The 19617-nt window shown below is 33.8% G+C and carries 18 protein-coding genes, 1 pseudogene, 1 riboswitch and 2 other annotated features; of the genes and pseudogenes, 12 read left to right on the top strand and 7 right to left on the bottom strand.

The window, feature by feature from the left end; translation table 11 throughout:
* Positions 1 to 4 precede the first annotated feature (4 nt).
* Entirely contained in the window at positions 5 to 754 is a 750-nt protein-coding gene (sfp, locus tag ACXKY9_RS11175) for a 4'-phosphopantetheinyl transferase Sfp (RefSeq protein ID WP_000572999.1), read from the top strand.
* A gap of 25 nt (positions 755 to 779) precedes the next feature.
* Entirely contained in the window at positions 780 to 1322 is a 543-nt protein-coding gene (locus tag ACXKY9_RS11180; RefSeq protein ID WP_000959126.1) for a hypothetical protein, read from the top strand.
* Between the two features lie 40 nt (positions 1323 to 1362).
* On the opposite strand, the gene ACXKY9_RS11185 is transcribed toward ACXKY9_RS11180, so the two are convergent.
* Positions 1363 to 1635 carry an HU family DNA-binding protein gene (locus tag ACXKY9_RS11185; protein ID WP_001043905.1) on the bottom strand — a complete coding sequence of 91 codons (273 nt, stop codon included), beginning with the start codon at positions 1633 to 1635 and terminating at the stop codon, positions 1363 to 1365.
* 204 nt (positions 1636 to 1839) lie between these two features.
* Here ACXKY9_RS11185 and ACXKY9_RS11190 point away from each other — a divergent pair, with 204 nt between their 5' ends.
* Positions 1840 to 2607, top strand: a complete 768-nt coding sequence (locus ACXKY9_RS11190; protein WP_000577279.1) for a DUF3891 family protein — start codon at positions 1840 to 1842, stop codon at positions 2605 to 2607.
* A gap of 14 nt (positions 2608 to 2621) precedes the next feature.
* The gene (locus tag ACXKY9_RS11195) at positions 2622 to 3146 is read left to right on the top strand and encodes a DinB family protein (RefSeq protein ID WP_000666155.1); all 525 of its coding nucleotides are present in this window, start codon (positions 2622 to 2624) and stop codon (positions 3144 to 3146) included.
* Between the two features lie 91 nt (positions 3147 to 3237).
* Here the strand turns inward: ACXKY9_RS11195 and ACXKY9_RS11200 are convergent, their stop codons facing one another.
* The 3 genes from ACXKY9_RS11200 to ACXKY9_RS11210 form a co-directional block, all read right to left on the bottom strand.
* Complete coding sequence (locus ACXKY9_RS11200; RefSeq protein WP_000790937.1) at positions 3238 to 4431, bottom strand: S8 family peptidase; 1194 nt, start codon at positions 4429 to 4431, stop codon at positions 3238 to 3240.
* Positions 4432 to 4663: 232 nt separating this feature from the next.
* The gene (locus ACXKY9_RS11205; RefSeq protein WP_000451047.1) at positions 4664 to 6031 is read right to left on the bottom strand and encodes an alanine/glycine:cation symporter family protein; all 1368 of its coding nucleotides are present in this window, start codon (positions 6029 to 6031) and stop codon (positions 4664 to 4666) included.
* Between the two features lie 108 nt (positions 6032 to 6139).
* Positions 6140 to 6260, bottom strand: a riboswitch (glycine riboswitch).
* Between the two features lie 208 nt (positions 6261 to 6468).
* A complete protein-coding gene (locus ACXKY9_RS11210; RefSeq protein WP_001170884.1) occupies positions 6469 to 7044 on the bottom strand; it encodes a hypothetical protein in 576 nt (191 codons plus the stop codon).
* 132 nt (positions 7045 to 7176) lie between these two features.
* On the opposite strand from ACXKY9_RS11210, the gene ACXKY9_RS11215 reads away from it, so the two are divergent.
* The 7 genes and pseudogenes from ACXKY9_RS11215 to ACXKY9_RS11245 all read left to right on the top strand — a co-directional run.
* Entirely contained in the window at positions 7177 to 7539 is a 363-nt protein-coding gene (locus tag ACXKY9_RS11215) for a hypothetical protein (protein WP_002061304.1), read from the top strand.
* A gap of 191 nt (positions 7540 to 7730) precedes the next feature.
* Positions 7731 to 8351, top strand: coding sequence for a YdbC family protein (locus tag ACXKY9_RS11220; protein WP_000925166.1), 621 nt, complete (start codon positions 7731 to 7733; stop codon positions 8349 to 8351).
* A 185-nt stretch (positions 8352 to 8536) separates the two neighbouring features.
* On the top strand, positions 8537 to 9244 hold the full coding sequence (gene rluF, locus ACXKY9_RS11225) for a 23S rRNA pseudouridine(2604) synthase RluF (RefSeq protein ID WP_001222170.1): 708 nt from the start codon (positions 8537 to 8539) through the stop codon (positions 9242 to 9244).
* 122 nt (positions 9245 to 9366) lie between these two features.
* Positions 9367 to 9591: a binding site (T-box leader), on the top strand.
* 36 nt (positions 9592 to 9627) lie between these two features.
* Positions 9628 to 9850: a binding site (T-box leader), on the top strand.
* Between the two features lie 44 nt (positions 9851 to 9894).
* Positions 9895 to 11817, top strand: coding sequence for a threonine--tRNA ligase (gene thrS / locus ACXKY9_RS11230; RefSeq protein WP_000663093.1), 1923 nt, complete (start codon positions 9895 to 9897; stop codon positions 11815 to 11817).
* A gap of 249 nt (positions 11818 to 12066) precedes the next feature.
* Positions 12067 to 12834 carry an ABC transporter ATP-binding protein gene (locus tag ACXKY9_RS11235; RefSeq protein ID WP_000106426.1) on the top strand — a complete coding sequence of 256 codons (768 nt, stop codon included), beginning with the start codon at positions 12067 to 12069 and terminating at the stop codon, positions 12832 to 12834.
* An 11-nt stretch (positions 12835 to 12845) separates the two neighbouring features.
* Positions 12846 to 14726, top strand: a complete 1881-nt coding sequence (locus ACXKY9_RS11240; protein ID WP_000897847.1) for an FtsX-like permease family protein — start codon at positions 12846 to 12848, stop codon at positions 14724 to 14726.
* 92 nt (positions 14727 to 14818) lie between these two features.
* Positions 14819 to 15066: pseudogene (locus ACXKY9_RS11245) on the top strand (hypothetical protein); the annotation flags it as partial.
* Between the two features lie 227 nt (positions 15067 to 15293).
* Here ACXKY9_RS11245 and ACXKY9_RS11250 read toward each other — a convergent pair.
* Together ACXKY9_RS11250 and ACXKY9_RS11255 are read right to left on the bottom strand one after the other, a co-directional pair.
* A complete protein-coding gene (locus ACXKY9_RS11250; RefSeq protein WP_000467240.1) occupies positions 15294 to 16994 on the bottom strand; it encodes a pyruvate oxidase in 1701 nt (566 codons plus the stop codon).
* A 135-nt stretch (positions 16995 to 17129) separates the two neighbouring features.
* On the bottom strand, positions 17130 to 17867 hold the full coding sequence (locus ACXKY9_RS11255; protein WP_000440632.1) for a ZIP family metal transporter: 738 nt from the start codon (positions 17865 to 17867) through the stop codon (positions 17130 to 17132).
* A gap of 155 nt (positions 17868 to 18022) precedes the next feature.
* Between ACXKY9_RS11255 and ACXKY9_RS11260 the strand changes: the two genes are divergently transcribed.
* Positions 18023 to 18889 (top strand): MBL fold metallo-hydrolase, encoded by an 867-nt coding sequence (locus ACXKY9_RS11260; RefSeq protein WP_001186121.1) that lies wholly within the window; start codon positions 18023 to 18025, stop codon positions 18887 to 18889.
* Between the two features lie 67 nt (positions 18890 to 18956).
* Here the strand turns inward: ACXKY9_RS11260 and ACXKY9_RS11265 are convergent, their stop codons facing one another.
* Entirely contained in the window at positions 18957 to 19607 is a 651-nt protein-coding gene (locus ACXKY9_RS11265; RefSeq protein ID WP_000384350.1) for an SMI1/KNR4 family protein, read from the bottom strand.
* Positions 19608 to 19617 lie beyond the last annotated feature (10 nt).

Genomic DNA, 19617 nt, shown 5'->3' on the forward strand with positions numbered 1-19617 from the left:
TTACATGATAGAAAGTAAAGTTGTAGATTCTATTCCAACTTTGAATGAGAATGATTGTCAAATATGGTGGGCAAGAATTTCGGATTTACAATCATGGCATTACAATTTACTAAATGATATAGAGCGAGAGAAAGCAAATTCGTATCATCATTCGGCAGATCGAGCTCGTTTTATAATAGGTTGCGTAATAAGTAGATTAGTTCTCGGCAAGATACTTTCTATGTCACCAGTCCAAGTACCAATTGATCGAATGTGCTCAGTATGTAAATTGCAGCATGGAAGACCACAATTACCAGAAGGTATGCCGCAATTATCCGTTTCGCATTCAGGTGAGTGGGTTGTCGTTGCATTTACAAAATCTGCACCTGTTGGCATAGATGTAGAACAAATGAATCCAAGTATAGATGTTATGAAAATGGCAGAAGGTGTATTAACAGACATTGAAATAGCGCAAGTTATGAAACTGCCAAATGAACAGAAAATAGAAGGTTTTTTAACATATTGGACTCGAAAAGAAGCGGTGCTGAAAGCGACAGGTGAAGGACTAATGATTCCACCAGTACATATTACAGTATCAGCTCCAAATGATCCTCCAAACTTGTTGGTTTTTAAGGATAGACAAGAGTTAGCAAGTAATACAATGATGGAAGATGTAAGGCCTAGTTTAGATTATAGGGCTTCTGTTGCAATATTCAGTAAGGAAGTGACTGAAATTACGCAATTAGACGCGGCAGCACTTTTAAATCTTAAATAAAAAAATTACAGAAGAGGTGTTCCTCATGTTAGTAGCGGAAAATAGAAAGAATGAATTCACTTATAATGTACAAGCAATTAAAAATATTTTATTTTCTGGAGATACATCATCCATTCATGCTTTAGAAAAGCTTTTAAATGATACAGTTCAGTTTGATGTTCTTGAACAAGAGGCACTTGGTAGACAGTACATTCCGAAAGAAGCAAAGAATTTTTTTGATAAAGATGGAACATTTCTTTACCGTGTATCTAATGTTAGTTATAAAGGAAAGGTGTTATCTGAAAATCTAATTTTTGCAGACACTTCGTTTTTACCGGACGCAATAAAGAGTGAATTAGAGAGTGGAAATATTCCTGTTGAAAAGCTTATAGAAAAGATGGAAGTAAGAAGAAACGTATTATATGAAGGATATCAGCCATCTGGAAATATTATTGAATTGTTTGATGGATGTTCTGTTACAGCGAATGTGTATCCAACTAGAAAGTATCAAATTGTAAGTAACTGCAAATGTGTATTTTATATTTGTGAAGTGTATCATGCAGAGAATATAAAGCAATTACTTAAATAAAAACAAGAAACCAGCCTATAAAATGGCTGGTTTCTTGTTTTTATTTAACAGCTTCTTTTAATTCTTTACCTGCTTTAAATGCAGGAACTTTACCAGCGGCGATTTGAATTTCTTCGCCAGTTTGCGGATTACGTCCTGTACGAGCAGATCTTTCGCGTACTTCAAAAGTTCCAAACCCGATTAGTTGAACTTTATCTCCAGATTGTAATGCATTAGCAATTGTGTCAAATACGGATTGTACAGCTGCAGAAGCGTCCTTTTGAGAAATATCAGCTGATTGAGCTACGTTTTTAATTAATTCTGTTTTGTTCATGTTTTCACCTCATAAAAAAATTTTTGGAATGAATGTTTTAGTATAATAGATAGTAAAGATAAAGCTATCACTATGATTAGAAAGAATACTATATAATTATGTTAATTTCGTTGCAAGAGACTGAATCCCTTCTATTATTTAGGGATTAATTAAGAATCGATGCATATAAAAAGCTTTAATATGAGGATGAGGGGGAGTATACGAATGATTTTTCGTGAAAAAAATGAGAAGGAAAGTATTTTAATTCGTCAACATGATCATGGTTTTTTAGCTGGAGAGATTGCAAAGCATATAAAAGAAGACTTTTTTGAAGATAAAACATATTTAAAAGAAACAGTTGATGCAATATATGAGCATGACAGAGGATGGATAGAGCTTGATAAAGTACCAATTTTGAATGATGCTAAAAATATTCCATATACATTTATGGATTGTCCAAGCCCATTACGTTTTGCTTTTTATACGATTGGATTGAATGAAATTGAAAATTCTAATCCATACGGGGCATTGCTTTGTAGTAAACATTTTTTATCATTCCCACTAAACGAGGAAGATGAAGAGATGATGTCATTTTATAAACATGAATTAGAACGACAAAAAAGAATTTTGAAAACGTTAACAAAGGAACAGTTTGCGATGTTCGATAAGCATTATAGATTATTAAAGTTTTGTGATGAACTTTCTTTATACGTATGTATGAATAAGCCTGGTGTCAAAAAGAAAGATGAAATTGACTTATTTAAAGATGGTTTTGAAGGAACAGAAATGTTTAATAGTAAAGAGGAGAAACTTATTCAAGCTCAATGGGTGGACGAGGAAACAATTCGGATTACACCATTTCCATTTCAAACGGAATTTTATACGTATGTAAAATATAAAACGATAAATAAGCATGAAATGAAAGAAAAAGGGATTGCAAAGGCTGATAGAGAATCAGAAATGAAGAAACAAACCATTCGTTTCATACAATAAGGAGGTAATATAAATTGAAAGAGTATATATTAAAACAGTGTGATTATCATGCTTGGGCTAATACTAGATTATTCAATCGATTAAAAGAGTTACCAAACTATGAGACAATTTTTAATGAGCAGATACAGAGTGTATTCCCATCCATTAAGGATACTTTTGTGCATATTTATATTACAGATCAAGTGTGGTTACATATATTGCATGGTAAAAGTATGAATGAAGCAATACAAGACCGAGAAGATTTACGAAAACAAATTGAAACTAAATCGTTACATGAATTAGAAAAAATGTTTGAAAACATGGCAAATCAATATAAAGAGTTTTTAATTACAATACAAGATGTGAATGCTGTATTTGTTATTGAGAATCCATACGTAGGGAAATTAGAAACTTCGATTTTAGAATTAGTGCAACATGTCGTAAATCATGGTACATATCATAGAGGAAATATAACAGCGATGATTCGTCAACTTGGTCATTCATCGACAATGATGGATTTTGTACTGTATTTACATATGGTTAAAAAGCAGGGAGAGTAATATAGTTTGTAAGAAGGAGAGGCTTTAATTATAGAAGTCTCTCCTTCTATTTTATTCTGCATTCATGGTAGATCGACTGATTAAAGTTTTCTTAAGAAGCTTTATTTTCTTGTAATTGCTTAGCGTATTGTACAGCCTTATATGCATTGACTCTACCGTTTTTCCAGTACGTACCTGTACCACTAATTTTATCAGTAGTAGACTCAATAATTTGGCGGATTTGTGTATTGCTATATCCTTGATTTGCTAAAAGAGCTGCGACTCCTGCAACATGAGGTGTTGCCATAGATGTACCACTTAATGATTGATACGTGCTTCCTTTATATGTTGAATATATATTTGAACCTGGTGCTGCAACATCTACCCAGCTACCATAAGTAGAGAATGAAGATTTTCTATCTGATTGATCTGTAGAAGCAACTGCAATTACTTCGCTGTAATAAGCAGGGTAATTAGCTTTTGTATTTCCAGCATTTCCAGCAGCTGCAACTATAACAGAGCCTTTATTCCATGCATATTGAACGGCTTGTTGTAATGCAGTACCACCATTTGGAGCTCCTAAACTTAAACTAATTACTTTTGCACCCGAATCAGCAGCTTCTCGAATACCTTGCGCTACAGCATCAAGAGTACCACTTCCTTGATTATCTAATACGCGGACAGCATAAATTGAAGTTTGTGGGGCAACACCAGCAATTCCGACGCTGTTATTCGTAAGTGCTCCAGTAATTCCAGCGCAATGTGTACCATGACCATTACCATCATCAGATGTATTGTCGTTATCAACATAATCATGCCCGTAAATTACTTTCGAAGCCAGATCAGGGTGTGAGCCTTGAACTCCTGTATCAATAATAGCTACTTTTACACCAGGATCACTTCGTTGGCTATCCCAAGCTTGTGGAGCTTGAATCTTTTGTAACCCGTATTGATTATTAAAATATGGGTCGTTTGGAGTCCAAAAGGCGTGAACGTAATAATTCGGTTCTGCATATTCCACATCTGGATTATTTTTATAGCTCTTTATTTTTTCTTTTACAGTACCTTTTGAAAATTGTACGACTTCAAAACCTAACTTATCATCTTTAGATAAGACATTAGCTCCGACAGATTTATGAAAAGATTGCACATTACTTAAAGATGCATTTTGTTTGAACTTAACGATTAATTGGTTAGGAACGTAATCAGTAGATGATGTTTCAGCGCTTGAAGTATTCGTGTTAAAGAAGAAACCACCAATAATAAATGACAAAACAGATAGGAAAACGATGATTTTGTTTTTCAAAAGATTTTTCCTCCCTTTTCTTGGATGAGTTTTTCAGTGACACCTTAATGTCGCATTCCTTTTCAACTATATAGTTAAACCATACGATTTATGACATTTATGTGAAAAACTTTTGAAGGAATAAAAAGGAGTAAATATTGATATAAATATATTTTTAATGATAGTAATTAAGTAAAAGAGGGGATGAAAAAAGGAACGCTCATCATGTATGAGTCATTCCTTTTTTCATAGATTAACTTGCCTGTTTTTTATTATTTTCTTTCAATTTCTCTGCTTGTAAAAAGCGATTCGTTTCAGCAACAACAATACTACTTAATCCAATTAGACCAATCAAGTTTGGAATTGCCATAAGTCCATTTGCAATATCAGCAAATGTCCATACGATTCCTAGCTTTAAATTAGCACCAATTGCAATCATAACAATAAAGATTGCTTTATAATATTTAACTGCACTTTCTCCGAATAAATAAGCTACACATTTTTCTCCATAATACGACCAGCCTAAAATAGTAGAGTAGGCAAATAAAATAATTGCGATACCGAGAATCATACTACCAGCAGTACCAAATACAGATTGGAATGCAAGTGTTGTAGCTTCAACGCCAGTTTTACCAGATCTCCAAGCACCTGTAGTAATTAATACTAGTCCTGTAATTGTACATACAATAAACGTATCTAGAAAAGTACCAGTCATTGAAACTAAAGCTTGCTTTGCAGGCGAATCAGTTTTTGCCGCCGCCGCGGCAATAGGGGCACTCCCTAAACCAGCTTCGTTCGCAAATACACCACGCGCCATTCCGATTTGAATAGCTGATGCAACTGTTGCCCCAATAAAACCACCAGCAGCTGCTGTACCATTAAATGCACCAAAAAAAATAAGTGAAAATGCTTCTGGAATTTGGTCGTAGTGATAGAAAATAATTATAAGACCAGCAATTATATAAAAGAAAGCTTTAATAGGAACGACATATCCCGTCACTTTCCCAATTTTTTTTACACCGCCTAAAATAACAATTGCGATTAAAAATGACATTACTATACCAGTTAAAGCAGGAGGGAAAGAGAAATTAATTCGCATTGCCTCTGCAACTGAGTTAGATTGCACCATATTACCAATACCGAAAGAAGCAGTTGAGCCGAATATAGCGAATAATACTGCCAGCCATTTCTTACCTAAACCACGCTCTAAATAATACATTGGTCCACCTGAATATTCACCATTTTCATTACTAACACGGTATTTTACTGCAAGTATTGCCTCGGCATACTTTGTTGCCATACCGAATAAAGCGGTAATCCACATCCAAAATATTGCACCAGGACCACCAATTGTAACCGCTGTTGCAACACCGGCTATATTTCCCATACCAATCGTTGCGGCCATAGCTGTCATAAGTGCTTGGAAGTGACTAATATCTCCAGAAGAAGAGGTATCTTCTGATTTTTTAAATGCTAGTTTGTGAGCGTATAATAGTTTACTAAACTGTAAACCTTTTAAACGCACTGTGAGAATGATACCTGTTCCAACGAGTAGCAACAAAGTTGGTAATCCCCACACGTATTGATTCATTTGTTCTAATACTTTACTTACTGTCTCCATCTTTATTCTCCTTTATTTAGAAAAAATAAAAACCACTTCAAGTAAATGAAATGGTCTCTGGAGAAACAAGGGATAGAAAAATAAACCGATACAAATCGGCATTTTCTTTCGCTTGTCTCTGTCCTTTTACCTGAGAGATTATCCGCTATAGTAGCGGATTTGCTCCTTCGGTGCTCGTTTTCCTCCGCGCTCTATGAAAGCGAGAGGGAGTCTCTCCAGAGATTCGTCCCCATGCAGTTCTACTTGTAACCAAGACCTGAGAGTTTCAAAGCTGGTATAACAACTTTTTGCCCCGTCGGTAGATCAATAGACCTTCTCCTGAATGGTTCATCCGAATTATAAAATTTATAAACACATTGATTGTAAATCAATAAAAATATTATAGACATACAAATTGTGAATTGCAATCATTTTTTATTTTAAAATAGTAAATAGTTTTATTTTTTTGTAAGTCCTAATTTATCTTCAACTTCATTTAAAGTAGATAAAGCGATGACAATATGTTGATCCGCAAGTCCTAAAGCTTGTTTTGTTTTTTCAATAGTTTCATCGGTTGGAGTAGAGTTATTTGCTCCGTCTATAATTAAATTTGCTGCATTTTTCATGAAATTTGATGCGGATTTAAACTGAGTTGTGAACTGAAGTAGTTGTTTTTGTATATCTATATCTGTTATGTTTTCTTCAATTTTAAGCGTGTCTATTTCGTTCATAATTGTTTCGTACTGCTTGGAAACAGCACTCATTGTAACTAATAGTTTATTTCGATCTACTGAATCTCCATTCGTGTTAATCTCTTCCCAGGCAGGTAACCAATCTTTTTCGATGATGTCATTATAATGAGTAGTCAATTCATTAATTTTAGGTTGTAATTTAGTTTTGAAAGTTTTTGTCTCCGCTGTTTCTACAGTTGCTTTTTCGTGGTTATTTTTAACATTAGTAACGTAGAAAATTGTACCAAAAATGATGAAAATAGAAATAACAACTGTCCATTTAGTAAAAAGTAATTTCTGCAATATGTAACGCCTCCAAAATTTAAAAACTTATAATTATAATATATAATAATAATGTTGTTTTAAGTAGAGAAAATAGGTTAGAAATAATTAAAATTATTTCTTCTCTATACATAAATAATTAAAGTTAGTAAAATGATGAAAGTTATATGTGAGAAAAGAGGGTTTTTAGTGAAAATGAATAGAAGAAAACTAGTTTCAAGTATTTCAATGGCTATGTTATTAGTTGGTGTAATTGCATTCATATTTATGAATAAAGAATCTAAAATTAAAGGTTTTCCAGTACCAATGTCAGCAATTCATATTAACGATGATAAGGAAGAGGACTATCAATATATAAGTGTAATGCCGATTACAAAGGCGAGTGGATGGGAGAACTTAGGGGAAAACGGGCATACTGTTAGTTTTAAAAAAGGGGAGCGGAAGGTAACAGTAGTACATTATCCAGGAGACATTACGTATTATTTATTTGAGAAAAAGATGAATAAGGGAGATTAGCTAAAGATGTAATTCATTAAGAGTTACATCTTTTTTTATTCTGAATCATTTGAAATTAAATTCGATAGATGTAGTGATAAATATGATTAGTTCTATATGTCTATAAAGAGTATTAGGGTGATTATAAAAATATTATGTGAACTAATTATTGTGAGAAGAAGATAAATTATATGCTAAAGGGGGAATTAAAAATGCTACTAAAAACAATCTACTGTAAGGTGGAAGAAGAGAAAAAGGAATTGTTTTCAAATGCGCAAGGAAAATGGCGTGATATACGGCACCTAGATGGGTTTCATGGACAATTTGGTGGATGGTATGAAGATGAGGCATGTGTATTTACTTTATGGGAAGATAGAAGTGCATATCAATCATTTATGAATGGTGCTCACGATACAATTTATTTAAATAGTAATCAAGAGGATACGTTTCTTTCATGTGAAATTGAATTATTTCAAACGTTGTATGATATAACTGATACGCATTTGAAAGACGTTGTTACAGAAGGATCATTCGTAAGAGTTGCTATATGTGATGTAAAGATGGAAAAGGAAAATCATTTTTTACATAAGCAAGAAACAATTTGGAATAAAGGAATGGAAAAAGCAAAAGGAATGTTAGGTGGAGTAGTTGGGAAGTCTTTAAAAAATAAAAATCGTTACATAGTGTTAACGTATTGGAAAGATGAAAAGACGCATCAACATTATGTGGAAGAGATTTTCCCAGGTTTATATAAATTAGCTAATATTCATGAAGAGATAGAAGAGATAAAAGGAAAACAAGCTGTATGTAAGGAAGAATGGCTTGTATATTAAACGCTGAAAAAGTGCATAAATGAATGTATAATAAAGATATTTTCTTATAAACAAGTAATTAATAGAAGACGTTATATACCCTTTCATGTTAATATATTTAAGTTATAATAGGAGGCTTACCCTTTTGTATTGTACGGTAGAAGCAGTGTGAGCTTGAAATTTTTTTAGAAAAGGATGTGCCTAATTTGCGTATCAATAAATTTATTAGTGAAGCTGGAAAAGCGTCTCGACGTGGAGCGGATAAACTAATTAATGAGAGAAGAGTAATTATTAACGGTAAGGTTGCAAAAATTGGTGACCAAGTGAACCCAGGTGATGATGTACGAGTAAATGGAGAGCAGCTTCGAATTGCTCGAGATCACGTATATATCGCTTTAAATAAACCAGTAGGTATTACATGTACGAGTGAAAAATCAGTAAAAGGTAATATTATTGATTTAGTGAATCATCCTTTACGAATTAGTCACATTGGACGTCTTGATAAAGACTCTGACGGTTTAATTTTGTTAACGAATGATGGCGATATTGTTAATGAGATTTTACGTGCTGAAAACAAACATGAGAAAGAATATATCGTTTCAGTAGATAAGCCAATTACACCTGATTTCTTAGAGAAAATGGCAGCGGGTGTTAAAATTTTAGGAACAAAAACGCTTCCTTGTGAGATTACACAGTTATCAAAATATGAGTTCCAAATTATTTTAACACAAGGGCTAAATCGTCAAATTCGCCGTATGTGTGAAGCTTTAGGTTATCAAGTATACACGTTAAAACGTACGAGAATTATGAATATTGAATTGAATAATTTACCAGTTGGGCAGTGGAGAGATTTAACGAAGAAAGAGAAAAGACGTCTATTTGCAGACTTAAATTACGAACCACAAGATTGGTAAAATTGTGAAGTGAAACCAAAAAAATTTGGTTTCACTTTTTTAAATTAAATAAATAATTTTTTTAAACACTTGCAAAAATAAAATGAATAAGATATATTAAATAACAATAAATGGATGTTTTATAAAAAGCAAAGAAAAGGACACGAGTTATTTTACCCGGTTATACAGAGAAGGAAGGAAAGCTGAGAACTTCCTAACGCAGAAAAATAACTTACCACCTTAGAGCTGCACTAGGGAAATTAAGTATCTAGTGCCGTGTATGCGACGTTATCGCAAAAGAAGCCATTATGTTTTTTTGTGATGGGAATCTGGGTGGAACCACGGATATAAGCATATTCGTCCCTATATTTAGGGATGAATATGCTTTTTTGCATTCAATTTCATAATAAGCGAAGAAAAGGACACGAGTTATTTTACCCGGTTATACAGAGAAGGAAGGAAAGCTGAGAACTTCCTAACGCAGAAAAATAACTTACCACCTTAGAGCTGCACTGGGGAAATTAAGTATCTAGTGCCGTATAAACGACGTTACCGTAAAAGAAGCCATTGTTTGTTTACAATGGGAATCTGGGTGGAACCACGGGTAAAAGCACGCTCGTCCCTATTTTAGGGATGAGTGTGCTTTTTATTATGAAATGGAGAGATGAAAAATGAAAGAACAAATGATTGAAATTAAATTTCCAGATGGTAGCGTTAAAGAATTTGTAAATGGAGTTACTTTAGAAGAAATTGCTGGATCCATTAGCAGTAGTTTGAAAAAGAAAGCAGTTGCGGGGAAAGTAAATGATGGATTATATGATTTACGCCGAAATATTGAAGAAAATGCGGAAGTGGAAATCATTACTATAGATTCAAATGAAGGGGTAGAAATTGCAAGACACTCCGCGGCACATATTTTAGCGCAAGCTGTAAAAAGATTGTATGGTGATATAAATCTTGGAGTAGGACCTGTTATTGAAAATGGATTTTATTATGATATGGATCTTCCAAGTAGTGTAAACATAGAAGATTTACGAAAAATCGAAAAAGAAATGAAAAAGATCATAAATGAAAATATAAAGATAGAACGAGTTGAGGTTTCTCGAGAAGAAGCAGCTAAACTGTTTCAAGAAATGAACGACCGCTTGAAATTAGAACTTTTAGAAGCAATTCCTAGTGGGGAAAGTGTAACACTATATAAACAAGGTGAATTTGTAGATTTATGTAGAGGACCACATTTACCATCTACAGGTTATTTGAAAGCATTTCAATTAACTCACGTTTCCGGTGCATATTGGCGAGGTGATAGTAATAACCAAGTGCTTCAGCGCATATATGGTGTTGCATTCTCTTCTCAAAAAGAATTAGAAGAGTATTTACATTTCGTTGAAGAAGCAGCAAAAAGAAATCATCGTAAGTTAGGCAGTGAGCTTGAGTTATTTATGTTTTCTGAAGAGGCTCCGGGAATGCCGTTTTATTTACCGAAAGGACAAATGATTCGTAACGAATTGGAAGCATTTTTAAGAGAAATTCAAAAAGAGTATAAGTATCAAGAAGTACGCACTCCGTTCATGATGAACCAAGAAGTATGGGAGAGATCAGGGCACTGGGGACATTATAAAGATAATATGTATTTCTCTGAAGTAGATAATAAAAGTTTTGCATTAAAACCGATGAACTGCCCAGGGCACATGCTTATGTTTAAAAATAAATTGCATTCTTATCGTGAATTACCGATTCGTATGTGTGAATTTGGTCAAGTACATCGTCATGAATTTAGCGGTGCGTTAAACGGATTATTAAGAGTACGTACTTTCTGCCAAGATGATGCACATTTATTTGTAACTCCAAAACAAATTGAAGATGAAATTAAATCAGTAATGGCGCAAATTGATTACGTATATAAAACTTTTGGATTCGAATATGAAGTAGAGCTTTCTACTCGTCCAGAAGATTCAATGGGTGATGATAAATTATGGGAGCAAGCAGAAGCGGCATTAGAAAATGTATTACAATCGCTAAATTATAAATATAGACTAAATGAAGGTGACGGTGCATTTTACGGGCCGAAAATTGATTTTCATATTAAAGATGCTTTAAATAGAAGCCACCAGTGCGGAACAATCCAGCTTGATTTCCAAATGCCAGAGAAATTTGATTTAAATTATATAGATGAAAATAATGAAAAGAAAAGACCAGTTGTTATTCACAGGGCAGTTTTAGGGTCATTAGATCGCTTCTTAGCAATATTAATTGAGCACTTTGGAGGTGCGTTCCCAGCATGGGTGGCACCAGTTCAAGTGAAAGTAATTCCAGTTTCAAATGCAGTACATGAACAATATGCCAATGAGATTGCACATAAATTAGCACAAGCTGGAGTTCGTGTTGAACAAGATGCACGAGATGAAAAATTAGGATATAAAATAAGAGAAGCACAAATGCAAAAAGTACCGTATGTTCTTGTTATTGGTGATAAGGAAATGGAAAACGGAGCTGTAAATGTACGTAAATATGGGGAAGAGAAGTCAGAAGTTATTGCGCTAGATGTATTTGTGGCAACTATTGAAGAGGAAATAAAGAATAGAAAATATTGATTGTAAAGAAAACACACTATTAGCAATTAGTGTGTTTTCTTTTTTATCTTACAAAAATGTAAGGTAAATGTAAGCGAAATCGAGGGAACGAGTTGTAGAAAAATGAGAATATGAAGTAGGAAAAAGGTTCATGTTACAGGTGTAACTCTTCTTGAATGAATAATTAAAAAATTCTTAAGAATTCACATGACAAAATAATAAGAAATATGTGAGAAATTAATTTTATACAAAAGGGATGGAGTGAAAGAGATGTCAACAAATGTAGTTACTGTAGAAAGTGTAGAAAAAACGTATGGGAAAAGAAATGAGAATCAGTCAAAAGCATTAAGGGGTGTATCGTTAAGTATTAAAGAAGGAGAATTTGTCGGGATCATGGGACCTTCTGGGTCTGGAAAAACGACTTTACTTAATGTGATAAGTACACTTGACCAAGCGACAGGTGGTAGTGTGACGATAGCTGGTACAAATATTACTTCTATGAAGGGCAATGCATTATCTGATTTTCGCTCTCAAAAATTAGGTTTCATTTTTCAAGATTTTAATCTTCTAGAAAACTTATCAATTTATGAAAATATAGCTTTACCACTTTCTTTGCAAGGCGTACCGTCAAGTGAGATTACTGGAAAGGTAAATGACGTTGCGAAGAAATTAGGCATCACCGAAATTTTAACAAAATATCCGACGGCTGTTTCTGGAGGACAAAAGCAAAGAACAGCGGCGGCAAGAGCTTTAGTACATAATCCAGCAATTGTATTAGCAGATGAACCGACAGGTGCGCTTGATAGTAAAAACGCAAAAAGTTTATTAGAAGCGATGCAAGATTTACATGAAAATCACAATGTAAGTATTTTGATGGTTACACACGATGCATTTAGTGCAAGTTATTGTGAGCGTATTTTATTTATTCAAGATGGTCTTCTTTATAAAGAATTAAACCGTCAAGGTACTCGAGAGAATTTCTATCAAGACATTTTAGGTGTGCTCGCTCATATGGGCTCAGCTGCTGAGTCTAAGTAGGGGGTGAAACTATGTTATTTAAATTATCACGTCATAGTATGAAAAAGATGTTAAAAGATTATATGGTTTTACTTATTGGCCTCGTTATTAGTATTAGTATTTTCTACATGTTCCAAACGATGGCGATGAATAGTGAATTTACAAAAGATAATAGTCTAATTAGTAGTATAAGGCTCGTCTTCTGGGTAGGTGCAATACTATTATCCTTCATTACTGTATTTTATATTATATATGCCAACTCTTTCTTGCTCACATTAAGAAGAAAAGAACTCGGTATGTACATGATGCTTGGTGCAAAAAAGAAAAAAGTAGCACAGTTATTATTTATTGAAACATTCGGTATGGGTATTGTCAGTATTATTATCGGTATTTTAGTAGGGATGTTACTCGCAAGTGTAGCAGGGAACTTTTTAATGAATGGAATGGAAATTTCAGCAAAAGGTAGTTACGCATCTGTATACACACCAGCAATTTTAGTTACAGCTATTTTCTTCTTAATATTATTTTTCATTACTGGCATAATGAACAGTGTCCGATTGTTACGAAAAACTGAACTAGAGTTAATTCGTGAAGATGAAACACTAGATGAAGTGAAGAAAAGTAAAACTCGCATTATTATAATGACAGTACTTGGTGTATTACTAGTAAGTACAGGGTACTATTTTATGATCAATGTAAAAATTTATGCTGAATTAGGTTTTATTATAGCAACCATCGTTACAACACTTGGAACATATTTTATCTTTAGTTCATTACTCCCATTTTTTGTGATGAAAATTAAGGGGAATAAAAAACGAAATGAAACTGGTCTAAATAGTTTTACATATGCACAGCTACGCTTTCGAGTAAATAGTTTATCGAGAGTATTAGGTACTGTAGCAATGTTAATTGCATTAGGCGCAGGTGCGATGACGGCAGGTATGGCGTTCCAAAAAAATGTAGGTATTATGACAGACTTTTCTCGTGTATATGATGTTGTAATTCATGATCCGAATGATCAAGATAAAGCTGCCTTAAAAGAAATGGAAATTGTTGAAGAAAGCAAGTACAAATATAAAGTAGATGGAGAAGCGGTTTATTATTTACGTAACGACTTAACTGCGAAACCACCACTTGTTTCAGACCATTTTGATACAAAAACTTTAAAAGAGCCTATTCGTAAACGTGTGACTGAACCTTTAACTGAACCTGTATATTCAGCTTTAGAGGCTCCTGAATTAGCAAAATTCCCTCAAATGCCAAAGGATTGGGAAGACGCAGTTGTAAGAGAGATACAAATTACGCATAATCAATTTAGCGGAAAACCAGTAAGGATTGCAGACGAAGAGCATTATAAAGGGATTCAAGGAACAGAACATACTGTAACATTAGCAAAAGTAGATGATATGAAAAAATATAAACCGTTATTGATCGAAATAGACAAGAGACAAAAAGAACAAATTGAAAAAGCAACAGGTGAAAAGGTAGACTTATTTACGAAAATGACAATTTATCAGTTTATGAACAGCTTCATGAGCGGAACAATGTTTATGGGATTTTTCCTCGGAATTGCCTTTTTAGCAATGATGGCAAGTTCCCTTATGTTCAAAATATTAACAGGTGCTTCTCGCGACGTACGCCGTTATGAAATGTTACGAAAAATTGGTGTGAGACGCAGTATGTTAACGAAAAGTATATATAAAGAAATTTCATATTTATTTATCTTCCCAGCGATCATTGGCATTTCCCACGTATTAGTAGGGCTTAACTTATTCAGCTTTATATTAGTTGACCCGTTTGTAAAAGTATGGGTGCCAATAGGAATCTTCTTTGTCATTTATTTCATTTATTACTGGATAACTGTTCAACTTTATAAAGGTATGGTAATGCCGAAAGAAGAGGTAGCTAAATAGTTTATGAAAAGAGTCCTTGTGTTGAAAGCAAGGGCTCTTTTCTATGTGTTTTTATAAAAATGTGTATGCGAGATGTTTTCAAATCTTTCTGTAATGAATATAACTTGTTAGACGTAATTCGTTATAACGTTGGATTATCACATTCTCAAACTGTCTTATTAGAAAAGGATTTAAAAAATCCATTGCCTACTAAGCTTCATTCCATGCAGCAAAAACATATTTTGATAAGATAGAAGCAGATCAAAAACAATTTATTACTTTTGAGAAATCAGCTCATTATCCACAATTTGAAGAGAAAGAAAAATTCTATAAGTGGATGTGCGATACATTCATAAAATAAAGTATATCCGAACTTTAGAGAATTGAAATAGTTAGCGAGATGTATAAAGATTTTTAGATGCATAGTATTACATAGTATTAACTGAAGCGAAATTAAATAAAAAGACTCTTGATAAAAAATAAGAGTCTTAAGTACAACCAACTATGAATGACTTTTCTTTTTATAAAGAGATACAAAAATAAAAAAAGATAGCTGAAGACAAATTGTTTTCAGCTATCTTTTTTCGTTTAAAGTGGAGGTAAATCAATCTTACCTTCTTCAAATAATTCTTTTATCATATGCTTCGTATAACCAGCGGCTTGACCAAATGTGATTTTTGCTGGCATTGGTGCTTCGTTAGCATCTACAACTACATCAATAATACACGGTTTATTTTGTTTTACTGCATTTTCGAAAGCGGGAAGGAGTTCATCTAAATTCTCAACACGGTATCCAATACCTCCACACGCCTCTGCATATTTTGCAAAATCAGGGTTCGTTAAATCTGTTTCGAATTCGATATTACCCATGACTTCTTGCTCGAATTTAATCATCGCAATTTTATTATTGTTTAATACGACGACAACGATTGGTAATTTATATTTTACAGCTGTTACGAAGTCATTCATCGTCATTCCAAATCCGCCATCACCACAAACTGCAAATACTTGTTTATCTGGGAATGCAATTTTTCCAGCAAGAGCACCAGGTAAACCGCAACCAAGTGTTGCGAGCCAGCTAGAAATGACAAATTGCTGGTTTGTCATACGGAAGTGTCTTGCGGTCCATACTGTTACATTTCCGACATCAACTGATAGAATTGCGTCATCATGTGCTACTTGCTGCAGAGCATGCATAACGCGTTGTGGTTTAATTGGAATGGAAGAGTCTTCTTCTTGCTCGTGTAATTTTTCTTCCCACTTTTTCATCATTTCTTGGTGCTGTTCTAAGAAGGAATGGTCTGTGTGTTCTTCAACATTTTCAATTAACCATCGTAATGTTTTATCAGCATCACCAGCTAAACCAATATCTGTCGCATAACGTTTCCCGATTTGGGCAGGATCTGTATCGATATGAATTGTTTTTGCTTTTTCAGGTAAGAAGCCGGTGAACGGATAAGAAGTACCGACCATAATTAAAGTATCTGCATGCTTCATTGCTTCATAAGAAGGTTTCGTTCCAATTAATCCCAATCCACCAATACAAAGAGGGTGTTCATCAGGAATAATTCCTTTAGCTGGTAATGTAAGTACGATTGGAGCACCAATTTGTTCTGCCAATGCAAGTAAAGATTCTCTCGCATGTTTTGTTCCTTTTCCAGCTAAAATCACAGGCTTTTTCGCTTCATTTATTGCGAGTTTCGCTGCATCTAAATCTTCTTTTTGTGGAAACAACTCAGGCAAAGTAAAAGAAGTATTTGTAACACGGGCACCATTTTTCACTTCAAATTTCGGAACATCATCTGGAATAGTAAGAACGGATACACCTTTTTTCGTATAAGCCATTCGAATTGCTTGATTCACTACGGCAGGTAGTTGCTCTGCTGACATAATACGCTGGTTATAAACCGCAACATCATCAAACATTCTTTCTAAATTTACTTCTTGGAAAAAGTCCGTTCCAAGTAAATCGGTTTCTACTTGACCTGAAATTGCTAGAACAGGGGCTTTATCGAGTTTCGCATCATATAAACCATTTAATAAATGAATAGCACCAGGTCCTGCAATTGCCATACAAACGCCAAGTTTTCCTGTTAATTTCGCATAGGCAGCCGCTGCTAATGCACCAGCTTCTTCATGGCGAACTTGAATAAATTTAATTTTATCTTGTTTTTTTCTTAAAGCTTCAATGATAGAATTAATGGAATCTCCAGGCATACCGTATATGTGCTCTACTCCCCAATCAATTAATAAATCAACTAATGCTTCACCTGCTGTTTTCCCAAACATAATTGTTCCTCCTTATAATAGGTAGATAACATTATGTTTTGAATAAAAAGGAAAAATATACAAGTAAGAAATTTATCTAGTTATTTGTAATCCAAGAATCAGTGTGGGAGGAACAAAAGTTTCACTTTAGCAACTTTAATGATGACCAGCGAATAAAGTGAACACTGTTATTAGTAAAAAACCACTAGTTGCCCACATTAGAAATGTAAGGAAAGAGAGCTGTTTCTTAGCTTTCCAAAGCATTTCATGAATTGTGACATATCCAAGTGAACCGATAGCACTTCCCATAATGAGGCCTTGCAGGTGAAGAGCTTTTCCTTCCATCAAAATGCCAAAAACTGTGCCAGTACCGAGAATAAGAGAAAGTAATAAAGTCGTTAATAAAAAGGAAATATATTTATGTTTTGTAAAAAGAAATGGAATAATTAAAGCTAATCCTTCTGGAATATGGTGAACGACGATTGCTATTAAAAAGGGAATGGCAGAGTCATTATGATTTATAAAAGCTGTACCTAACGCAAATCCACTCGGTATATTATGAATAAATATAGCGAAAGAGAGAAAAAGGAAGGTTTGCCATGCTTGTTGATCTTTTTTATGTATCATTGGATGGTGACAATAGTTATCTAATAAGCTCATAACTAAAATACCGATAGCTATACCAAGTATAGGCCCAACCATTTCGTAGCTTGAAAATGTTTCAGGAATAATTTCAAGGGATAAAAGCCCAAGTAAAATACCACCACATAATGCGTATAAACGATGCATCTTTTCTTCAATAAGTTGGCGTGTTGCTACTCCAACAGCACCTCCTAATAGTAATCCACCGAACGAAAAAAATGTTACAATCATTGGAATCCATAAACGTTCCATAGTATCACACTCCGATTCTATTCCCTTATTTTTAGCTTACGAAAAGGAAAGTTAGATTAGTCCAAGTAATTGTGTTTGATTATAGAGAAAAAAGTAGTGATTCGTTATAATTTATATATTAATTTTAAGTGAGAAAATGAAAAGGGGAATTGGTTATGCAACAAATTAAAAAAATAGGAAACTCATTTTGGTATATGACACCTGTTTCTGAAACAGATAGACCTATCTTAGGAATGGTCGTTGGACAAGAAAAAACGTTAATGATTGATGCAGGAAATTCAGAAGAACATGCACAATTATTTTTAGAAATGTTAAAAGAACAAAATGTATCGAATCCTGATTTTGTAGCATTAACGCATTGGCATTGGGATCATATTTTTGGATTATCTGTATTACAGAATGCATTAACTATTTCGCAGGCTGAAACGAAAAAAGAAATGCAGGCAATAGTATCTTATGAATGGACAGATGAAGCGTTGGACGCACGCGTAAAAGAGGGTACTGAAATTGCATTTTGTGCGGATTGTATTAAGAAAGAGTTTGAAGAAAAAGCGAGAAATATTAACATTATTCCTCCAACCTTAACGTTCCAGGATCAAATGGAATTAGACCTTGGTGAAGTGACATGCGTGTTAAAACATGTGGGCGGAGATCATGCGCATGATTCAGTTGTTATGTATATAAAAGAAGAAAAGATATTGTTTGTAGGAGATTGTATATATGCAGATATTTTTTCTTCAAAGTGGAACTATACGACGAAAAGAACGTTTAAATTGATAGATGAATTAGAGAAATTTGATGCTGAGACATATATTCTTTCTCATGGGGCAGCTATAAATCGAGACGAGTTTTTACAAGAAATTCATTTGCTAAAAACAGTAGGAACATATACAGAAGCTCATAAAGGCGATGAAGAGAAGATAAAGGCAGCGTATAAACAAGAGCTAGATAGAGAATTAAATGCAGATGAGTTAGAAACAATAACGTATTTTGTCAATGGTTATGAAATGAATAATCTGTAAGACACTACATTAATCAAATATAATTAAATTGCACAAAAAGAGTATTGAAATTTAATTCAATACTCTTTTAAATATTAAGTTCCAAGCAATTTCTAAATTTTTTGGCTGGTTCATCATCTGGATTTACACCACTTTCAAAACTGGTAGTGAAAGGTAACCACTGCCAATCTTCGCATCCTACAAAAGCTACCCTTGACCAATTCTCAATGAATTCAATGAAATTATTCGCAATCTTATACCCATGTCCTTCTCCATCGTCGTGGCTTAGGTAAATTATCGGAGCATCTATATCATCTTTCATATCAAATGCTAAATAATCTCCATTTCCCACTTCACAAAATGCTAATTTGTTGTGCCAAACTACATCATATTCATCATCTAGATTTGAAAAAAACTCGTCAACCAAGTCTTTACGTTCTTTTTCGAATTCAGAAAGACTTTCTAAACTCCAGTGGGGTGTTCCGCAAAAAATATCAGTAAATTCATTTGGTAGCTCTACATCATCAGGTAAAAACCAGCGTAAGCTAAAATTTCCTGAGAACTCTAAAAGTACTTTTTTGAAGCTATTTGGTAGTTTAATACCCAGTTTTTCTTCTACTTGGATTATTTGTTCAAGGGAAGATGGTTCATCTATACAAACTTCTTGAACTTCACCACCTATGTATTTAATTCTAGAAGTTATAATTTCTATTCGTTCTTTTAGTAACTCATAATCCATCTTATCACCT

It is taken from the genome of Bacillus sp. 2175 (assembly GCF_057812155.1).

What these genes read in the sequence shown, in the direction of transcription:
- ACXKY9_RS11180 (WP_000959126.1), top strand. Translation starts at nt 780, where the DNA reads ATGTTAGTAGCGGAAAATAGAAAGAATGAATTCACTTATAATGTACAA.
- ACXKY9_RS11235 (WP_000106426.1), top strand. Translation starts at nt 12,067, where the DNA reads ATGTCAACAAATGTAGTTACTGTAGAAAGTGTAGAAAAAACGTATGGG.
- ACXKY9_RS11260 (WP_001186121.1), top strand. Translation starts at nt 18,023, where the DNA reads ATGCAACAAATTAAAAAAATAGGAAACTCATTTTGGTATATGACACCT.
- ACXKY9_RS11255 (WP_000440632.1), bottom strand. Translation starts at nt 17,867, where the DNA reads ATGGAACGTTTATGGATTCCAATGATTGTAACATTTTTTTCGTTCGGT.
- ACXKY9_RS11250 (WP_000467240.1), bottom strand. Translation starts at nt 16,994, where the DNA reads ATGTTTGGGAAAACAGCAGGTGAAGCATTAGTTGATTTATTAATTGAT.
- thrS (WP_000663093.1), top strand. Translation starts at nt 9,895, where the DNA reads ATGAAAGAACAAATGATTGAAATTAAATTTCCAGATGGTAGCGTTAAA.
- ACXKY9_RS11265 (WP_000384350.1), bottom strand. Translation starts at nt 19,607, where the DNA reads ATGGATTATGAGTTACTAAAAGAACGAATAGAAATTATAACTTCTAGA.
- ACXKY9_RS11190 (WP_000577279.1), top strand. Translation starts at nt 1,840, where the DNA reads ATGATTTTTCGTGAAAAAAATGAGAAGGAAAGTATTTTAATTCGTCAA.
- ACXKY9_RS11215 (WP_002061304.1), top strand. Translation starts at nt 7,177, where the DNA reads ATGATGAAAGTTATATGTGAGAAAAGAGGGTTTTTAGTGAAAATGAAT.
- ACXKY9_RS11205 (WP_000451047.1), bottom strand. Translation starts at nt 6,031, where the DNA reads ATGGAGACAGTAAGTAAAGTATTAGAACAAATGAATCAATACGTGTGG.
- ACXKY9_RS11220 (WP_000925166.1), top strand. Translation starts at nt 7,731, where the DNA reads ATGCTACTAAAAACAATCTACTGTAAGGTGGAAGAAGAGAAAAAGGAA.
- sfp (WP_000572999.1), top strand. Translation starts at nt 5, where the DNA reads ATGATAGAAAGTAAAGTTGTAGATTCTATTCCAACTTTGAATGAGAAT.
- ACXKY9_RS11240 (WP_000897847.1), top strand. Translation starts at nt 12,846, where the DNA reads ATGTTATTTAAATTATCACGTCATAGTATGAAAAAGATGTTAAAAGAT.
- ACXKY9_RS11185 (WP_001043905.1), bottom strand. Translation starts at nt 1,635, where the DNA reads ATGAACAAAACAGAATTAATTAAAAACGTAGCTCAATCAGCTGATATT.